Annotated in this window: 12 protein-coding genes and 1 pseudogene; 3 read left to right on the forward strand and 10 right to left on the reverse strand. The window is 71.2% G+C overall.

Annotation, left to right across the window (positions count from 1 at the left end; genetic code table 11):
- Window positions 1-48: 48 nt before the first annotated feature.
- Entirely contained in the window at window positions 49-1,134 is a 1,086-nt protein-coding gene (locus ACF1FZ_RS15840; RefSeq protein WP_391773959.1) for an ABC transporter substrate-binding protein, read from the reverse strand.
- Between the two features lie 934 nt (window positions 1,135-2,068).
- Between ACF1FZ_RS15840 and ACF1FZ_RS15845 the strand changes: the two are divergent.
- Window positions 2,069-2,297, forward strand: a pseudogene (locus ACF1FZ_RS15845) (AbfB domain-containing protein); the annotation flags it as partial.
- Between the two features lie 144 nt (window positions 2,298-2,441).
- Here ACF1FZ_RS15845 and ACF1FZ_RS15850 read toward each other — a convergent pair.
- Window positions 2,442-3,272 carry a phytanoyl-CoA dioxygenase family protein gene (locus ACF1FZ_RS15850; protein ID WP_391773960.1) on the reverse strand — a complete coding sequence of 277 codons (831 nt, stop codon included), beginning with the start codon at window positions 3,270-3,272 and terminating at the stop codon, window positions 2,442-2,444.
- 213 nt (window positions 3,273-3,485) lie between these two features.
- Between ACF1FZ_RS15850 and ACF1FZ_RS15855 the strand changes: the two genes are divergently transcribed.
- Window positions 3,486-4,505 (forward strand): LacI family DNA-binding transcriptional regulator, encoded by a 1,020-nt coding sequence (locus ACF1FZ_RS15855; protein ID WP_391773961.1) that lies wholly within the window; start codon window positions 3,486-3,488, stop codon window positions 4,503-4,505.
- Window positions 4,506-4,619: 114 nt separating this feature from the next.
- Here the strand turns inward: ACF1FZ_RS15855 and ACF1FZ_RS15860 are convergent, their stop codons facing one another.
- Both ACF1FZ_RS15860 and ACF1FZ_RS15865 read right to left on the reverse strand, forming a co-directional pair.
- Window positions 4,620-7,946 carry a LamG-like jellyroll fold domain-containing protein gene (locus ACF1FZ_RS15860; RefSeq protein WP_391773962.1) on the reverse strand — a complete coding sequence of 1,109 codons (3,327 nt, stop codon included), beginning with the start codon at window positions 7,944-7,946 and terminating at the stop codon, window positions 4,620-4,622.
- 174 nt (window positions 7,947-8,120) lie between these two features.
- Complete coding sequence (locus tag ACF1FZ_RS15865) at window positions 8,121-10,556, reverse strand: GH92 family glycosyl hydrolase (RefSeq protein WP_391773963.1); 2,436 nt, start codon at window positions 10,554-10,556, stop codon at window positions 8,121-8,123.
- A 224-nt stretch (window positions 10,557-10,780) separates the two neighbouring features.
- On the opposite strand from ACF1FZ_RS15865, the gene ACF1FZ_RS15870 reads away from it, so the two are divergent.
- A complete protein-coding gene (locus tag ACF1FZ_RS15870) occupies window positions 10,781-11,512 on the forward strand; it encodes a VOC family protein (protein WP_391773964.1) in 732 nt (243 codons plus the stop codon).
- A gap of 148 nt (window positions 11,513-11,660) precedes the next feature.
- Here the strand turns inward: ACF1FZ_RS15870 and ACF1FZ_RS15875 are convergent, their stop codons facing one another.
- From ACF1FZ_RS15875 to ACF1FZ_RS15900, 6 genes are all read right to left on the reverse strand, one after another.
- Entirely contained in the window at window positions 11,661-13,562 is a 1,902-nt protein-coding gene (locus ACF1FZ_RS15875; protein WP_391773965.1) for a rhamnogalacturonan lyase, read from the reverse strand.
- Between the two features lie 37 nt (window positions 13,563-13,599).
- A complete protein-coding gene (locus ACF1FZ_RS15880; RefSeq protein ID WP_391773966.1) occupies window positions 13,600-13,947 on the reverse strand; it encodes a YkvA family protein in 348 nt (115 codons plus the stop codon).
- Window positions 13,948-13,988: 41 nt separating this feature from the next.
- Window positions 13,989-14,246, reverse strand: a complete 258-nt coding sequence (locus ACF1FZ_RS15885) for a WhiB family transcriptional regulator (RefSeq protein WP_391773967.1) — start codon at window positions 14,244-14,246, stop codon at window positions 13,989-13,991.
- A gap of 116 nt (window positions 14,247-14,362) precedes the next feature.
- Entirely contained in the window at window positions 14,363-14,575 is a 213-nt protein-coding gene (locus ACF1FZ_RS15890) for a hypothetical protein (protein ID WP_391773968.1), read from the reverse strand.
- 440 nt (window positions 14,576-15,015) lie between these two features.
- Window positions 15,016-15,192, reverse strand: a complete 177-nt coding sequence (locus ACF1FZ_RS15895; protein ID WP_391773969.1) for a hypothetical protein — start codon at window positions 15,190-15,192, stop codon at window positions 15,016-15,018.
- A 656-nt stretch (window positions 15,193-15,848) separates the two neighbouring features.
- Window positions 15,849-16,553 (reverse strand): ribonuclease H, encoded by a 705-nt coding sequence (locus ACF1FZ_RS15900; protein ID WP_391773970.1) that lies wholly within the window; start codon window positions 16,551-16,553, stop codon window positions 15,849-15,851.
- Window positions 16,554-16,561 lie beyond the last annotated feature (8 nt).

Raw genomic sequence — 16,561 nt, forward strand, 5'->3', positions numbered from 1 at the left:
GGCCCATGGGGGGCGCCACGGCGGCCGGGCTGTGGGTTCAGGAGCGGATCAGTACGCTCCGCCGAGTGATTCCTCGGCGTTGCTCTCGTCGTAGGCTCGGTCGGTGATGATGACGTTCTCGGGGATCTCCTCGCCGTCGTAGAACTTCTGGGCGGTCGCGAAGGCCAGCGGACCGAAACGCGGGTTGGACTCGATGACGGCGTTGTACTCGCCGTTGACCAGGGCCTGCACTGCGTTGCGGGTGCCGTCGACCGAGACGATCTTGACGTCCTTGCCGGGCTTCTTGCCGGCGGCCTTCAGGGCGGTGACGGCGCCGAGTCCCATCTCGTCGTTCTCGGCGTAGACGGCGGTGATGCCGGGCTTGGACTGGATGAGCTGCTCCATGACCTGCTGGCCCTTGTCGCGGGCGAACTCACCGGTCTGCTGGGCGACGATCTCGATGCCGGGGGCCTCGGCCTCGATCTGGTCGACGAAACCCTTGGTCCGGTCGGTGGTCACGTTGTTGCCGGAGGCGCCGAGGAGGATCGCCACCTTGCCCTTGCCGCCGGTCGCCTTGATCATGGCGTCTGCGGCCCGCTTGCCCTGCTCGACGAAGTCGGAGCCGAGGAAGGCCACGTAGTCCTTGCAGGCCGTGGAGTTGACCTTGCGGTCGATGGTCAGGACGGGCACCTTCTTCGCCGCCGCGGCCTTCAGCGCCGGCTCGAGGCCGTCGGAGTTCAGCGGCGCGATGATGAGGAACTGCGCGCCCTGGGAGAGCATGTCCTGGATGTCGCTGATCTGCTTGGAGAGCTGCGACTGGGCGTTGGTGGTGAGCAGCTTCCTGACGCCGATCCTGGCGGCCTCGTCCTTGATCGACTGGGTCTCGGCGATGCGGAACGGGTTGGCCTCCTTCTCCGACTGGGAGAAGCCGACCACCGCGTCCTCGAGATCGATCTCGGGTGCGCCGTAACTCTGCAGCGAACAGCCGGGACCGGATGCGGCCTCGGGGGACTTGGCCGCCTGCGCTCCCTGACCGCTGTCACCGCCCGCGTTGTTCGCGGTCTCCGACTTGGAGCAGCCGGAAACGGCCAGCGTGGCGGTGGCGGCGAGCAGGCAGGCCGCGGCGAGGGTACGGGATCGACGCTGGGTCATCATGCGCGGGACGCTCCTTGGCGAGGTGACGGCACACCGTTCGGCGTGCGGTCGGGCATGGCGGGACGGTGCATCTGACGCTCGGCGGCAGATGACACTCTCCCCTCACGACCCCGCTGCGAACTGCGGAAACTGTGGTCGTGAGGGTCTGTTTCGGCCTCTCGGCGGCTCGGTTTACAACGTTATATAGGCGAGGTGCCGCAGGCGGCAAGGGTGCGGTCGCCGCGTTTCCAAAAATGTGCCACCCCCGCACGCACCTCCCGCGCACCGGCCGCCGAGGGGGTACCGTGCCAAGTGCCGCGCCACCTCCGGCCACCGGCTTGGCCGCGTGCTGCCATACCGCCGACATCACTTCTTCGACGTTGCAGGCAAGTCGCCGCCACGCCGGGCACGGGCCTGGCGGCTGTCTTCGCCCCGGGCCGGCGCGGCCGTCCTCCCGTATCCGGCCGAGCAGAAGCGGACTCCTCGCACGATGCCTCCGAACCGCAGGCAACTCATGACCGGCGCTCCGGTCACCGCCGGCGCGGCCACCGCGGCCGGCCGCTGGGCCACCACCGCGACCGCCGCCGAGGGTGTGACGGCCGCCGCGCGTGGTGGCCCACCACTCCCCCGGCGGCGCTCCTGAAGCCGCCCCCGGCCGGGGCCACCGCCGGGGAACGGCTCGTGGACCGGTGGCACCGGACAGGCAACCGCGGTTCCGGCGAAGCGCCCGCCGTGGACCTCGTGTCCACCGCGCACAGCACCCGCGTCGTCCGGTACGACGACACCGGCACCGCCGACCACCTGTGGCAGCTGCTCCGACCGGCAGTCCCGCCACCGCACCGGCCGGCACGGGGCTCCTCCTGAAGGAGTTCCCGATATGCGATCCGCACCCGCACCACGCCCCGCACCTGGTGGAGACCGTTGACCGCCGGTACCGGACCACTGGCGCTGCCCGCTGCACCACCGGGAGCTCCGGGGCCGCCGAGACGCGGACGACGGCTCCACGCTGTTCAAGGCGGACGCCACCTGGTGCGCGGGGCGGGGGGAGGCCGTCCAGCGCCCACCCGCCCGGCAGCCACCTGCGCCACATCGGCTCGGAGGTGTGGCCGGCCACTCCCGGAGGCGGTCACGCATGGGACGACCCGGCCACCTTCACCGAGGACACCCCCCGGGCCGTGGCCTGACGCCTTCGTGCGCGGCATGCCTGCCGACCGGGTCCGGTGGCGACGCGGTCCGCGTCGCCACCGGACCCGGTCGGCTCACGGCCGTGGATTCCCCGGAGGGAACAAACCTTCCGGGTCGTCCGGGCCGCTCTGCCGGGCCGGGTCTCAGGCATCGCCCATGACCAGGCCCTCGATGGTGTGCTTCTGGACGATGGGGGTCAGCTTCTCCACGACCGGGCAGTGGAGATGGGCACGTATCCGCCCCGGCAGCGACGCCCAGTACTCCCTCGTCACCGCCATGTCGTGCTGAGCGTCGTTACCCGCCCCCGGTGCGTCGACGCCGAGCACCAGGACCGGCCGGGAGTCGGACGAGTGGTTGGCGGTGCCCCGGTGGACCGTCAGCGCGGAGCGGGCCGAAATGTCTCCTCGCCTCGGGTACTTACGCTCGGCGAGTACGGCATAGCGCGGGTAGGTGTCACGGGGCGGGAACATCGCGTGCTCGAAGCGGGTGTCGTCGTCCCACTGGGTTCCCGGCGCGATCTCGAACGGGCCCATGTCCTCGCGCGTGTCCACGGCGGTGAGGTTGAACGCGAGAGACGTCAGCCGGCGCCGGCGCCGGGTGGCGTCCGGCATGGGAAAGTCCCGGTGCCAGGGCTGGTTCACCGCCCCGGCCAGCGGGATGTCGAATCCCAGCTCGACTATGCGGTAGTCGGCCCCCAGAACGGCCTCGGACACGGCGCGCACCCACGGATGGTCGACGAGGTCCACGAAGCCCCGCAGTTGCTCGGGGTGGATCTCCACGTAGAAGCGGTGGGGCCCCCGGCCGACCGCTCCGCCCTCCCGGCCGCGTGCCTCGGCGAAGGCCGTCTCGATGTCCTCGCGCATCGCATCGGCCCATTGCGGCGTGAAGGCGCCCCGGCAGGCGGTGATGCCGGCCGTGTACAGGTCCTGGACGGCCGCGTCGAGGTGCGGGGCGGTGGTCGCGGCGTCGGTCATGGCAGTGTCCTCTCATCGGGGGCAGCGGGACAACACGCGGGCCGGAAGGGCACGTTCCTCATCTTCCTGACCTGCCGCCATCCATATTGCAACGTTGCAACAAACGAAGCAACAGGGAGTGCGCACCGAGGTGGACGAAGGCTGTTACGGTGCTCACCGCGGAGTGGGCGGCCGACGGCCGCCCCCGCGCCGAGGGACAGGAGCGCACCGACCGTGGCAGCGAGGCTCAAGGACGTCGCGGCGCTCGCCGGTGTGTCCGTCCGGACCGTCTCCAACGTCGTGAGCAACGCGGCGGCCGTCGCCCCGGCGACGCGCGCCCGGGTCATGGCGGCGGTGGAGGAGCTGGGCTACCGCCCCAATCTCGCCGCCCGCAACCTCCGTCAGGGGCGCACCGGACTCATCGGGGTGGTCGTGCCCGAGATCCACTCGCCTTATTTCGGCGCGTTGGCGGGCCTCCTCATCGACGCGGCACAGGAACGCGGGTGGACGGTGCTCCTGGAGCGGACCGGAGGGCGGGCGGATCTGGAGCGGCGGCTTCTCGACGGGTCCGAGGGGCACCAGGTCGACGGAATGATCATCAGTCCGTGGTCGACGTCCCCGGCAGATCTGGCCTCCCTGGCCGGGGGTCTGCCGATGGTGGTCCTGGGCGAGCTGGAGCCGGACGGTTCCATCGACCATGTCGCCCTGGACAACGTGGCGGCAGCCCGGGACGCCGCTCGCCATCTGGTCTCGCGGGGCCGCCGGCGCATCGCGGCGATCGGTCTGCAGTCCGTGCTCGGTCACGGCACGGCCGAACTGCGCGCGGAGGGGTTCCGGCAGGGACTGCGGGAGGCCGGTCTGCGTCCGGTGGCCGAGGTGGAGGTGGCCGACCTGCACCGGACGGAGGGTGCACGGGCTCTTCGTGAACTGCTCCGGCTGCCCGGTCCGCCCGACGCCGTCTTCTGCTTCAGCGACGAACTCGCCCTCGGTGCGCTGCGCGTGGCGGCCGAGCAGGGTGTGCGGGTTCCGGAGGATCTGGCGCTGATGGGGTTCGACGACATCGAGGACGGCAGGTTCGCCGTCCCGTCCCTCACCACGATCGCCCCTGACCGGGAGCAGATCGCCGAACGCGCGGTGCAGTGCCTGACCGAGCGTGTCTTCGGACGGCTCGAGACGCTGCCTGCCCGCCGGATCGTGGTCCCGCACCGGGTACTGGTCCGGGAGAGCACCGGAGCCGCGGCCTCCCCGGCGTGACGGCCGGAGTACGGCCGTCGTGGGCGGGTCCCCGGGACGCGCGGCCGCCGGGCGGCGCCGGGCTCCCGGCAGTGCGGCGCACACACTGCCGGGATCGGTCCTGCGGGGTGCTCCCTACGGCCGTTCGCCGGCGTGGAGCGCGGTCACCTCCTGGTCGGTGAGCGCCTTGTCGTACACCTTCACCTGGTCGACGGAACCGTTCCAGAAGTCGGTGTTGCCGCCCGACCACTTGGCGCGGCCGACGGACAGTGAGCCGGTGCTGACATCGGCGGTGCCGGCCGCCGCGGTGGAGGCGAGCTCGCCGTCGACGTACAGCTTGATCTCGTCACCGCTGCGTACGCCGACCAGGTGGTACCACCGGCCCAGTTCGGGCTTCAGCTCCAGTCGGGCCCGGTGTGCGCCCGGGGTGGAGAAGGCGAACGCGCCCTGCCCGTACTGGAGGTAGAACGGGTTCTCCTGGCGCCGGCCGTCCTGGCTGACGACGGTGGCGTAGTTGCCCGGAAGCGCGTCGAGCGAGGCCCAGGCCGACACGGTGTAGTCGCCGGTCGTGTCGACGGCCGGGCCGTCGGTCTGTGCGTACTGGCCCTCGCCGTTGAACTTCAACGCCGAGCCCTGTACTCCGGCCGTCCAGGACGTGCCCTCGGAGAGAGTGAGGTCCTTGTGGTTCGGACCGCTGTCGGCAGCCTTGGTGCCCTGGTTCTCGTCGAGGGACCAGGCGCCGCCGCCCTTGACCTCGTCCCGCTCGCCGGCGGCCGCGCCGGCGGCGATGACCTCCTGGTTGACCTTCCGCACCGCGGCGGCGTCGACCTTGATCTCCCGGCGGTCGTACGTCCAGAGGCCGTTGAGCTCGTTCTCGAGGTCGGTCACCTGGGTGTAGACGGAACCGGAGAGTTCGGCACCGGCGGCCTCCAGGTAGTAGGTGCGGGTGTTGTCGACGTACTTGGCGGTCAGGGCGTCCTTGTCCGCGACACCGCTGTAGATGGCGGTGGGGGCACCGGGCCACATGCGGCCGGGGATACGCAGGGTGAAGCCACCGTGCTCGCCGTCGATCGCGGCACGCGTGTCGTCGGGGAAGGCGGGGTCGGTGTTGTTGTAGTCGTGGTGGTCGATGATGTCGCCCTTGCCGGAGTCACCCTTGGAATTGCAGCAGTTGACACCGCTGTGGGCGCTGACGACGCGCGAGGGGTCGGCGGCCTGGACCTTCTCGGTGATCTTGCCGGTCTCGGTGCGGTCCCACTCGCCCCAGCCCTCGTTGAAGACGATCCAGGCTCCGATGGACGGGTAGTTGTGCAGCTGTTCCATCATCTCGGCGCCCTGGTCGAGGAAGGCCTTCTGGCCCTTCTCGCCGGTGATGTCGCCGGAGACGAAGTCCTGCCACACCAGGAGACCCAGTTTGTCGGCGTGGTAGTACCAGCGGGCCGGCTCGACCTTGATGTGCTTGCGGACGGAGTTGAAGCCGAGGTCCTTCTGCGCCTTCAGGTCGAAGACCAGGGCGTCGTCGCTGGGCGCCGTGTTCAGGCCGTCGGGGTAGAAGCCCTGGTCGAGCTGGGCCAGGGAGAAGAAGGGCTTCCCGTTGAGCACCAGCTTCCGGTAGCCGCCGACCTCGGCGACGCCGAAGGAGCGCATGCCGAAGTAGCTGTCGACGGTGTCCTTGGAGCGGCCGTCCTTGAGGGTGACCTCCAGGTCGTACAGGTAGGGGTCGTCCGGGGTCCACAGGTGCTGCTCGGCGACCGGCAGGCTCAGCTCGCTGTTGGCACGGCCGGTGGCGGTGCCGACGACCTTGCCCTTCCTGTCGCGGGCGACGGCGGTGACACGGGCGGACTTCGACGCGTTCTCGGAGGTGACCTCCAGGGCGAGCCGGCCCTTGTCGATGTCCGGCGTGGTCTTCAACGAGTCCACGGCGGCAGTGGCGACGGGCTCCATCCAGACGGTCTGCCAGATGCCGGAGGAGGCGGTGTAGAAGATGCCGCTGGGGTTCGGGGACTGCTTGCCCGTGGGCTGGTCGGCCCCGGTGGTGTCGGTGACCGCGACGACGATCTCCTGGGGGCCGCTGCCCTTCAGGGCGTCGGTGATGTCGGCGCCGAAGGCGGTGTAACCGCCGGTGTGTTCGGCGACCTGCCTGCCGTTGACCCAGACCCGCGCCTGGTAGTCGACGGCACCGAAGTTGAGCTTCAGGCGGTCGTCGCCTGCCCGCTTGCCGACCGACCAACTCTTGGGCACCGTGACGAGCTTGCGGTAGAACATGTGGTCTTCGTGCCGCTCGAGTCCGGAGAGCTGGGACTCGACGGGGTACGGCACGGTGATGCGCTCGTCGAGCTTCTTGCCGAAGACGGGCTGCTCTCCCGCCTCGGCCCCGGCGAACTCCCACGGTCCGTTGAGATTCTTCCAGTCGTCGCGCACCTGCTGCGGACGGGGGTACTCGGGCATCGGGTTCTTGGGGTCGGCCTTCTCCCCCCACGGGGTGAGAAGGCGGTGCGTGGAGAGGTTCTTCGCCCTGCGGCTGATCTCCGGGACGGTCTCGTCGCCGTTCTTCAGGCCGGCTTCACCATCGTAGACGAACTTGACCTGCTGGCCCTTCTGGACGGCCGCGCCCAGGGTGACGAGGAGCGCCTTGCGGTTGCCGGGCGCCCTGGCGACCGACTTCACGGGCATCGGCGTGGTGTCCGCCTCGATGTCGAGGTGGCCCTTCACGTCCTCGACACCGCTGATCTCGTGGTCGAAGGCCGCCAGCAGCTTCCGGCCGTTCTCGGCGACGCTCAGGCCGACCGGATAGACCTCGAAGCCGGCGGGCGGGGTGAACGCGGACTCGGGAACGATCTGCTTGGCGAGCTTCGCGCTCGACCAGCGCAGGAACATGTTCGCCCCACCGGTGTCCTGGAACATCTCCAGCCGGAACGTGTGCGCTTCACCGGCCTTCAGGGAGATCGGCGCGCTGGTCTGCTCCTTGTCCCAGTCCGGCTCCCAGTGGTCGATGACGGGCTTGTCGTCGATGAAGAGCCGGAAGCCGTTGTCGCCGATGGCGGCGAAGGTGTAGTCGCCGTCCTCCGGTGCCTCGATCTGCCCCGTCCAGCGAGCGGTGGTGTGCTCGGTCTTCCCCGTGGCGGATTCGAAGGCACCGGTCAGCCCGGGGAAGTTGATGTCCGGGTCGAGTGCGACGGCACCGAGCTCCGCGAAGTCGCGGGCGCCCGGGGCGGACATGGCGAAGTACTCTCCCTTGAGGCCGTGCACCTCGGTGGAGGGGTTCTCCGCCGTGAGCCCCGAGGAGACGGCGGCACCCTCGACGGGTGCTGCGGCGGCGGCCGGGACCAGGGTGGCCCCCACGGGCAGTAGCAGTGCCGCCGTACAGGCGAGTGTTCTGAAAAGAGTGCGGGGGCGGGCTAGTTCTCGTATCAAGGCGTCGTCCTCGTCGAAGGAGCCGGAGTGCCCCGAACCGCGGAGCACTGCACATAGTCGAACATTGAGCCACAGCCTCAAACACCTGACAACGGTCGTGCACACAGAATTTTCAACGATAGAAAATCGAGGTCACTCCCGCCCCGCACGCCGGGCACGAGGGACCCGGCGGGCGGCGTGACGCCACCCGCCGGGTCCCTCACCGAGGCCGCGGTTGATGTACTACCGCGGAAGGCCCTCAGGTCCCGTGGCCCAGGACGTGTTCGGCCGGTCGGCGAGCCGGTAGGTCAGCGACCCTCCCCGGGTGACCAGCCGGGCGTCCGTCCAGGACCTGTCGCTCGCCCGCCCGTCGACCCTCACCGCGTCGATGTACGGATGTCTCGCATCGGCCTGCGGCGCGCTGATGCGGATGTCCCCGCCCTGCGGCCGGTCCAGCACCGCCGACGGGAAGAGCGGGGCTCCGAGGAGCATGGTGGCGCTGCCCGGCGTCTGCGGATAGAGGCCGAGGGCCGAGAAGACGTACCAGGCCGACATCGTGCCGAGGTCGTCGTTGCCCGGCAGGCCGCGCGGGCCGGTCCCGTAGACCGTGTTCACGATCTCGCGTACGGTCTCCTGGGTCTTCCAGGGCTGTCCCAGCGCGTTGTAGAGCCAAGGGGCGTGGATACCCGGCTCGTTGGTCGGGTCGTAGCGCAGCGCGTCGCCGCCCTTGAGCGACCAGGAGCCGTCCGCCTTGTGGAAGAAGCCGTCCAGCCGCTTCGCCGCGGCCTCCCGGCCGCCCATGGCCTCCGCCAGGCCCTGCACGTCCTGCGGGACCATCCAGGTGTAGGTGGCACTGGTGCCCTGCGCGAAGCCCCGGTCGCCGCCGGGGCTGAACGGGGTCACCCAGGAGCCGTCGAGGTTGCGCGCCTGGACGTAGCCGGTGGTCCCTGCGCCGTCGCCGGCCTCGGGGTTGAACACGTTGCGCCACCAGAGGCCACGTTCCTCGAAGGCGGCTGCTTCCTCGTCACGTCCCAGCAGCCGCGCCCAGCGGCCGAGCGCCGCGTCGGCGACCGAGTCCTCGAGGGTCTCGGCGGCACCGCCCCAGCAGTGGCAGACGTCATGGGCCGCGTAGCGGGATTCCAGGTACTGGGCGAGGTTGGGCCGCTGTCCGGTGCACTGACCGGGGCAGCCGGCGTCGGAGAGGCCGTCCGGATGGGGCACCGTGGCCTGGCGGGCCAGGGACGCGTAGGCACCCTCGTAGTCGAAGTTGCGCACCCCCATGGCGTAGAAGGTGGCGAGGGTGGCGGCCGTCGGGTCGCCCGTCATCACGTGCGTGGCGCCGTTGACGTGCACCCAACGGTCCCAGACACCGCCGTTCTGCCGGGCGAAGTTGTACAGCGACTGGGCGAAGTCGCCCGCGATCCTCGGTTTGAGGAGGGCGAGGAGCTGGATCTGGGCACGGTACTGGTCCCAGCCGGAGAAGTTGCTGTACTGGGCTTTCTGACCGCGCGTCACACGGTGCGGCTTCCCGTCCATGCCCGGGTAGCGGCCGTCGGTGTCGCTGATCAGGTTCGGCTGCATCAGCGAGTGGTACAACGCGGTGTAGAACGAGGTGCGCTGCGCCTCGCTGCCGCCACCGGTGCGCACGGAGGCGAGCTCGCGGTCCCAGGCGGCGGCTCCCGCCCTGGCCACGTCGTCGACGCTCTCCCTCGGTGCGATCTCCTTGCGGAGGTTGGCCTCGGCGCCGGCCTGACTCACGTAGGAGATGCCGATCCGCATGCGGACGTCGTCGTCCGCCGAGGTGTCGAAACCGACCCAGCCGCCGGATCCCCTCCCGGCACGGTCGGCTCCGGTGGCGTATCCCTCGCCGCCGCTCGACCTGGTCCCACCCGGAGTGAGATCGCTGTCGTGCCAGGTGCCCGTGGTGGCGAAGTCGCGGTCGAAGGAGGCGCTGAAGTAGAGCCGGTAGTAGCTCTTGCGGTTGTTGGTGCCGCCGTTGGCACGCCTGCCGCAGAACGCCCCGGTGAGCACCGAACCGGTCACCTTGCGGTGCGCGGTGTCGATCTCGATCTCGGCGTCCTCACTGCCGTTGAGGGAGTTGGACACCCGGAAGAGCAGGCTGGCCGGCTCGTCCGCCGGAAAGCTGAAGTCGGCCACGCCCGCGCGCTCGCTCACCGCCAGGTCCGCGGTGGCGCCGGAGTCCAGTCCGACGGTGTAACGGCCGGGCACGGCACGCTCGTCGTCGTGCGAGAAGCCGGACGCGTAGACGGCGTCCTCGGTGTCGGCGGACGGCGAGGAGGTGACATCGCCGACGAACGGCATGATCGGCACATCACCCGCGGCGCCGGGGTTGCACCCGGCACCGTTGACATGGGTGAGGCTCAGGCCGCGCATCCGGGTCACCCCGTACTCGTAACCGTTGGCGGCCCCGGTGCTCGTCTGGTCACCCGTGGTACTGGTCGGCGACCAGGCGATCATGCCGTACGGGCGGACCGCACCGGGGTAGGTGTTGCCGCCGTTCGCCGTGCCGATCATCGGATCCACGTAGGCGGTGGGCCGCGTGACGAGCGTGCCGGCCTGGGCGGCCGGCGGCAGGAAGGCTCCGGCCAGCGCGCCGGTGAGGACGATCGCGGCGGCCCGTGCGGCGGGACGCCGGGCCGCTGACGGTCTGGAGGGCATGTTCTCGGATACCTCCGACAGGGGGGACAACGTTGTCAACACCACCCGGGCCTCGCGCGGGCAGTGCTGATCGGCTCGCGGCCGAGCGTAGGTCCCCGCAGCGTGCGAGGGAATGCCGCAGACGGATCCAGCCGGTGAACGAGTGGTGAAGCCGGCCCTCCGGGCCACGCCCCTGACACGATGAAGACCGGGAGCAGGCCCCGCACCGCCGCAGAGGGAGCACCGTGATCCGCTGGACATACGCCTTCATCGACCGCCCTGAAGCCACGGGCGGCCGCGCCGCCGCCTTCTGGAGCGAGGTGACCGGGACACGCGTCTCGACGCCGTGGGGCGAGCGGGGTGAATTCACCACCCTGCTTCCGGACGGAGCCGACGCGTGCCTGGTGACCCAGGCGGTGGACGGGCCGGGCGGAGCACATCCCGATCTGGCGGTGGACGACATGTCCGCCTTCACCGTACGGGCCCGCCGGCTGGGCGCCGAGGCCCAGGCACCGCATCCGGAACTAACGGTGCTGCGTTCCCCCGGGGGCCAGCCGTTCTGTGTCGTGCCATGGCGGGGACAGACGACACGGCCGCCGGTCGTCCCCGGCCCCGCAGGGACCGCGAGCCGCCTGGACCAGATCTGCCTCGACGTGTCACCCTCCGCCTTCGCGGCCGAGGTCGATTTCTGGGTCACGCTGACCGGCTGGGACGCCGGCCCGGGCGTCCACCTCGAATTCCACGTTCTCCGCCCGCCCGTGGACCTGCCCGTCCGTCTGCTCGTCCAGCGCCTGGAGGAGCCCCGCGCCGCTTCGGCCCACCCGGACATGGCCTGTTCGGACCTCGTCGCCACCCGGACCCTGCACGAACGGCTCGGTGCCGGATTCGTACGTGACGGAGACGGGTGGACGGTGATGCGGGACCCGGCGGGCGGCATCTACTGCCTCACCGGGCGCGACCCGGTGACGGGCGAGTGAGCGGCCGGCCGAGCGCACCGGTCCCGGGCCGCGCCGCTCCGCGACATCCTGAGACGGCCCCGGGGTGATCCGCCGTTCCGGCCGCCGGCTCCTGCGTCACGGGTGAGCGGGCCGTGCCCCGGGTGAGGGGGTCACGGCCCGCGGCACGCTACGGCGTGGTGATGCTCGGCCGGGGCGCGGCCGGCATCCCGCTGCCGATGGCGAAGCTGGGATGCGGTGGCTGGTTGTACGCGGTGTTCTGCCAGGCCAGTGCTGTCCGGTACATGGTGTCGTGGAGCAGTGTGGTGATCTTCGTGCCGGTCTCGTGCGGCGTGGAGTAGATCCGCAGGGCCGTGTTGTTGGTGGTCGGCCAGACCACTTCCTCACGCCAGTCGCCGAAGAGGTCGCCCGAGATCGCGGGCGTGGCCTTGGTGCCGTTGTTGGAGTGGACCGACGCCCCGGTCAGCAGGCGGGTGTCGGCCGATGTGCCGTACTTGTCGATGCGGGTGCCGTCGAGGAGTTCACGCGTGGTGTCGCCGTCCCACCAGGACAGGAAGTTGGAACTGGACGGCTTGCGACTGGTGACCACGGCGCCCTTCGGACCGCGCAGACCGGAGACGGCGGAGGACCAGGACTCGGCACCGGCGCTTCCGGACCAGATGTCACCGGACACACCGCGTCCGTTGTCCCCGCCCGCGGGCGTTGACCAGAGGATCTGGCCGTTCCTGGCGTCCGCCATCCACGAGGACGGCTTCGAGCTGTCCTCGGAGACCTTGAACTCCTCGAGACCCGCCCTGGAGGGATCGAGATCCCCCACGTGCATGGCATCCCCGTGGCCGTTCCTCGTCGTCCACAGTCCGCTGCCGTTGTCGTCCACGGTCATGGCGCCGTAGACGATCTCGTCCTTGCCGTCTCCGTCGGCGTCGGCGACGGACAGCTGGTGGTTGCCCTGGCCGTCGTACCCCCTGCCGGCGTTGGTCGAACTGTTCGTGTCGAAGGTCCAGCGGCGGGTGAAAGTACCGCCCCGCCAGTCCCAGGCGGCGATGACGCTGCGCGTGTAGTAGCCGCGTGCCATGATCAGGGACGGCCTGGAGCCGTCCAGATAAGCCGTGCCGGCGAGGAAGCGGTCGACCCGGTTGCCGTAGGAGTCTCCCCATGACGACACCGTGCCGCGCGCGGGCACGTAGTCGGCGGTGCCCATCGCCGCGCCCGTCCTCCCGTTGAACATCGTCAGGAACTCGGGGCCGGACAGGACGTATCCGGATGAGTTGCGGTGGTCGGCGGAGGAGCTGCCGATCACCTTACCGGCGCCGTCGACGCTGCCGTCGGCCGTCTTCATGGCCACCTCGGCCTGGCCGTCACCGTCGTAGTCGTAGACCTGGAACTGTGTGTAGTGAGCGCCGGAACGGATGTTGCGCCCCAGGTCGATCCGCCAGAGCCGGGTGCCGTCCAGGCGGACGCCGTCGATGATCGTGTTGCCCGTGTAGCCGGACTGCGAGTTGTCCTTGGCGTTGGTGGGCTGCCACTTCAGTACGAAGTCGAGGGCGCCGTCGCCGTCGAGGTCACCGACGGAGGCGTCGTTGGCCTCGTAGGTGTAGGCGACCCCGTCGGGTGTCGTCCCGCCGGCGGGCGGGCTGATCGGCACGTCCTTGTATCCGGCACGGAACTGGATCGCGTGCACGGAGTCGCTCTGCTCCACGCCGCCGACGACCGCGCGCACCGTGTAGTCGGCGGTGGCGGGGGCGCCGGAGTGGAAGTAGTTCGTGGACGCGGTGACCGGCGAGGCGTTGACCTTGGTACCTGCCCGGTAGACGTTGAACGACACGTTGTCGGGGTCGGTACCCAGCCAGCGCCAGCTGACCAGGTTCCCGCTGCCGGTGTGCACGCTCACCACGCCGCGGTCGAGCGCCTCCGCCTGCCGGGCGGTGGCGGCCTGCGAGGCGGGGCCGAGTGCGACGAGCCCGCCTGCGGCGAGCAGCCCCGCCGCCAGAGCGCCGATCAGCGTGCGGGCACGGATGGTACGGCGTCTGCGGCGGGGACGGGGATCGGCGGGGGGAAGCAGAGGCTCCACGAGAGGCACCTTCTGGCCGGGGACGGCTTACGCCCCCTCAGTTGCTCCCGGACGCCGAAAGGTTGCCACCGGACTCCGTCGGTGTCGCGGCCTCCTGCCCCCGCCCCACGCCGGCCGCGTGGGCCGCGGAGCGCAGGGAGCGCAGGGCGAGCAGCAGGAAGCCGATGTCGTCGAGGTAGACGGGGTCCGGCAGCAGGTCGACGGGCGACACGGTGTAGATCACCGATGCCCACACGAGTGCCTTGTCGCGCAGGGGGACACCCGCGTCGACGAGGAGTCTCCTGGCCCGGACGACCCGCACCAGCAGGACGGCGGCGCCCGCCATGAACAGGAGCAGGAGCAGCAGCAGGAGCGCGCCGGCGATGAACCGGACCGAGGTGTCCATGACTCATCATCTCCTCACGGGGCGGCCGGGGGCCGCAGGTGTCACCCGTGGCTCCTGGCCTGTTGCCGGGCACGGCGGCGCTTGAGGGCGCGGCGCTCGTTCTCGTCCAGGCCTCCCCACACTCCCGCGTCCTGGCTGTTCTCCAGGGCCCAGTCCAGACACTGTTCCCGCACAGGGCAGGCACCGCAGACGGCCTTGGCCTCCTCCGCCTGTACGAGCGCGGGACCGGTGCTGCCGATGGGGAAGAACAGGTCGGGGTCCTCTTCGCGGCACGCCGCGTGCGTGCGCCAGTTGTCCATGTCTCTCACTCCTTCTCACGGGAAACGGTCCGCCGGTCTCTGCTGGGCAGCGGTTTTCGGTGCGCACTGTGCGCGTGACCGCCATCGGGCGTTCGAAACCCCGGCGGGACCGGCCTTCAGCGTTCTCCGGCACCCGGAGCCCCTTCCGGCGGGGTCGAGCCCGGATGCGGCGCAGTCGCGCACGCGGCGGCCAGCCGGATGCGGTGGTCCATGGCGGCGGCCGGATCGTCGATGACGTCCCCCCGGGTCCCGGGGGTCTCCAGGACCGCCCGGTCGCCGATCTCCGGGACCGGGACGCGCAGCAGGTGCAGCGGCGGGACGCCGGTCACGGGGTGCGGGGGGAGCCGAGGGGCACGAGCCGCACCGTGAGGTGCGGCCGGTGCACGGCTCCTCCCGTGCCGCCCGCTGTCCGGCCGTCACCGCGGGTCCGCCGACGCCCGTGTGGGGGGCGGCCGGGACCAGCGCCCGGAGGGCAGCCCCGCGCCCCTCCGGCCGGCACTGCCGCCGCGCCAGCGGTTCGAGGTGCCGGCCCGCACCGCGGAGCGGTGCCGGCGGTGAGGGCCCGGCACAGGACTGCCTCGCAGGCCGGGGTGCGCAGCGGTCCGGGGACCGGAGCCGGGTGCCAGGTCCGGACGGCTTGATTCCGGTGACCTCCTGCTGCCGCAGCTCCCTCACGTCCCGCCACCTGTGCCACCAGCCCGGCAGGCCGGCCCTCGGTGAGCCCTCCCGTGATCGGCTCGGCCTCCGCCGGGGGACACCTCGTAGCACTTCAGGAGGACGCGGCCCGGTGCGTGTCGAGCCCGGTCTCGGTGCGCCGGACGGTGGTGGGGTGGGCCCTCAGCACCACGGCTGTCTCCTGGAGGCTGACGCCCGCGCGGCCCCGCGGTATGCGCAGGCGCCCCACCAGGACACGGTGCCGGACGGTGGGGCCGAGCCGCAGCCTCATCGGCGTGCCCTTCCTCGCGCGCTGCGAAGCGTGCGGGTCCTGAATCGATCAGTGCCGGTCCGGAACCGTCCCGGCCTTCCGCCTCGCGCAAAGCGCGTATTCCGCACGGAGCGTGCGTACATGAGGGAAAGGGGCACCTGCATACGCCCGGCCCTCGGGGGCTCGGGCGGACGCAGCGCACAGAGCGGGTGGCTCTTCCGCCTCCCCCGGGGCGTCCCCGTGGCCAGGCACCGGGCGCAGGAAGCCATGCGAAGCCGGGGAGAGCGCGTCGAAACGGCGGCCCTGGTCATGGCCGGGGCCGGTCACGAACGCCGTGGAACTCGGGCCGGCGGCTCCGGTGCCGCCTGCTGCGCGCCCCCGGCCGGGGGACGCGCATCTGCGTGTGGAACCGCGGCCGGCGGCACCATACCGGCGCTGCCCGGTCCGCGGAGCCCGGAGTCGTACGGCGCTCCGGCGAACGGGCCTCATGACACAAAGGGCCGCCGGCCCGGCGGTCCCGGGCCGGCCGGACGGTGTGAGCGACGGTTTCGGCCCCGCGGCGGTGGCCGGGGGCGGCCGTGGTCTCATGCTCGTGGACGCGCCGGCCTCACGATGGGGCACACGCACCAACGTGTCCGGCCGGCTCGTCCGGACCGTCCTCTGACTCCTCGCGCCGGTCAGGCGAGCGCCGCCCGGCACTCCGGGTGGCCCCAGCCGGCCGGGCTCTTGGCGATCATGTCCTTGGCCGCGTACGGCTTGCCGCAGTGGCACCGGCCGGCGAACTTCGCCCGGATCGTGGCGCCGGAGCGCGCCCGGCCCGTGGAGTCGCCCCCAGCCCCTCCCCTGACCGTCCCGGCGCCCGCGGCCCGGCTCTTCGTCGAGCGGGCGGGGGCCGGCACCGGCATGTCCACGGTGCCGTGCGCGGTCCCCGCGGCCTGCTGCGAAACGGCCACCTCACTCGCGGCCTGGTCCGCCAGGGCGTTGAGCGGGTCACCGCCCGCCTGGTGCGCGGGCACGTAGCGGAAGGTCACGCTCCGGCTGCTCAGCAACTCGTCGATGCCGACCACCAGCTCCCGGTTGGCGACCGGCTTTCCCGCCGACGTCTTCCAGCCGTTGCGCTTCCACCCCGGCAGCCACTTGGTCACCGCGTTCATCGCGTACTGCGAGTCCATGCGCACTTCGGCGGGCACGGCCGGGTCGGTCGACTTCAGCAGTTCCAGCAGGGCGGTGAGTTCGGCGACGTTGTTGGTGGCGGTGCCCAGCGGGCCCGCTTCCCACCGCCGGGGGTTCCCCTGGCCGTCGGCCACGACCCACGCCCAGGCCGCAGGTCCCGGATTACCCTTCGATGCCCCGTCACACGCGGCGATGATGCGCTCGTCCATGCCCCGAT

The sequence above is a fragment of the Streptomyces sp. NPDC014623 genome, assembly GCF_043088245.1.
Taxonomy (GTDB): Bacteria; Actinomycetota; Actinomycetes; order Streptomycetales; family Streptomycetaceae; genus Streptomyces.

Coding starts and splice junctions, on each gene's coding strand:
- ACF1FZ_RS15840 (WP_391773959.1), bottom strand. CDS start 1,134: ATGATGACCCAGCGTCGATCCCGTACCCTCGCCGCGGCCTGCCTGCTC.
- ACF1FZ_RS15850 (WP_391773960.1), bottom strand. CDS start 3,272: ATGACCGACGCCGCGACCACCGCCCCGCACCTCGACGCGGCCGTCCAG.
- ACF1FZ_RS15865 (WP_391773963.1), bottom strand. CDS start 10,556: ATGCCCTCCAGACCGTCAGCGGCCCGGCGTCCCGCCGCACGGGCCGCC.
- ACF1FZ_RS15880 (WP_391773966.1), bottom strand. CDS start 13,947: ATGGACACCTCGGTCCGGTTCATCGCCGGCGCGCTCCTGCTGCTGCTC.
- ACF1FZ_RS15885 (WP_391773967.1), bottom strand. CDS start 14,246: ATGGACAACTGGCGCACGCACGCGGCGTGCCGCGAAGAGGACCCCGAC.
- ACF1FZ_RS15895 (WP_391773969.1), bottom strand. CDS start 15,192: ATGAGGCTGCGGCTCGGCCCCACCGTCCGGCACCGTGTCCTGGTGGGG.
- ACF1FZ_RS15900 (WP_391773970.1), bottom strand. CDS start 16,553: ATGGACGAGCGCATCATCGCCGCGTGTGACGGGGCATCGAAGGGTAAT.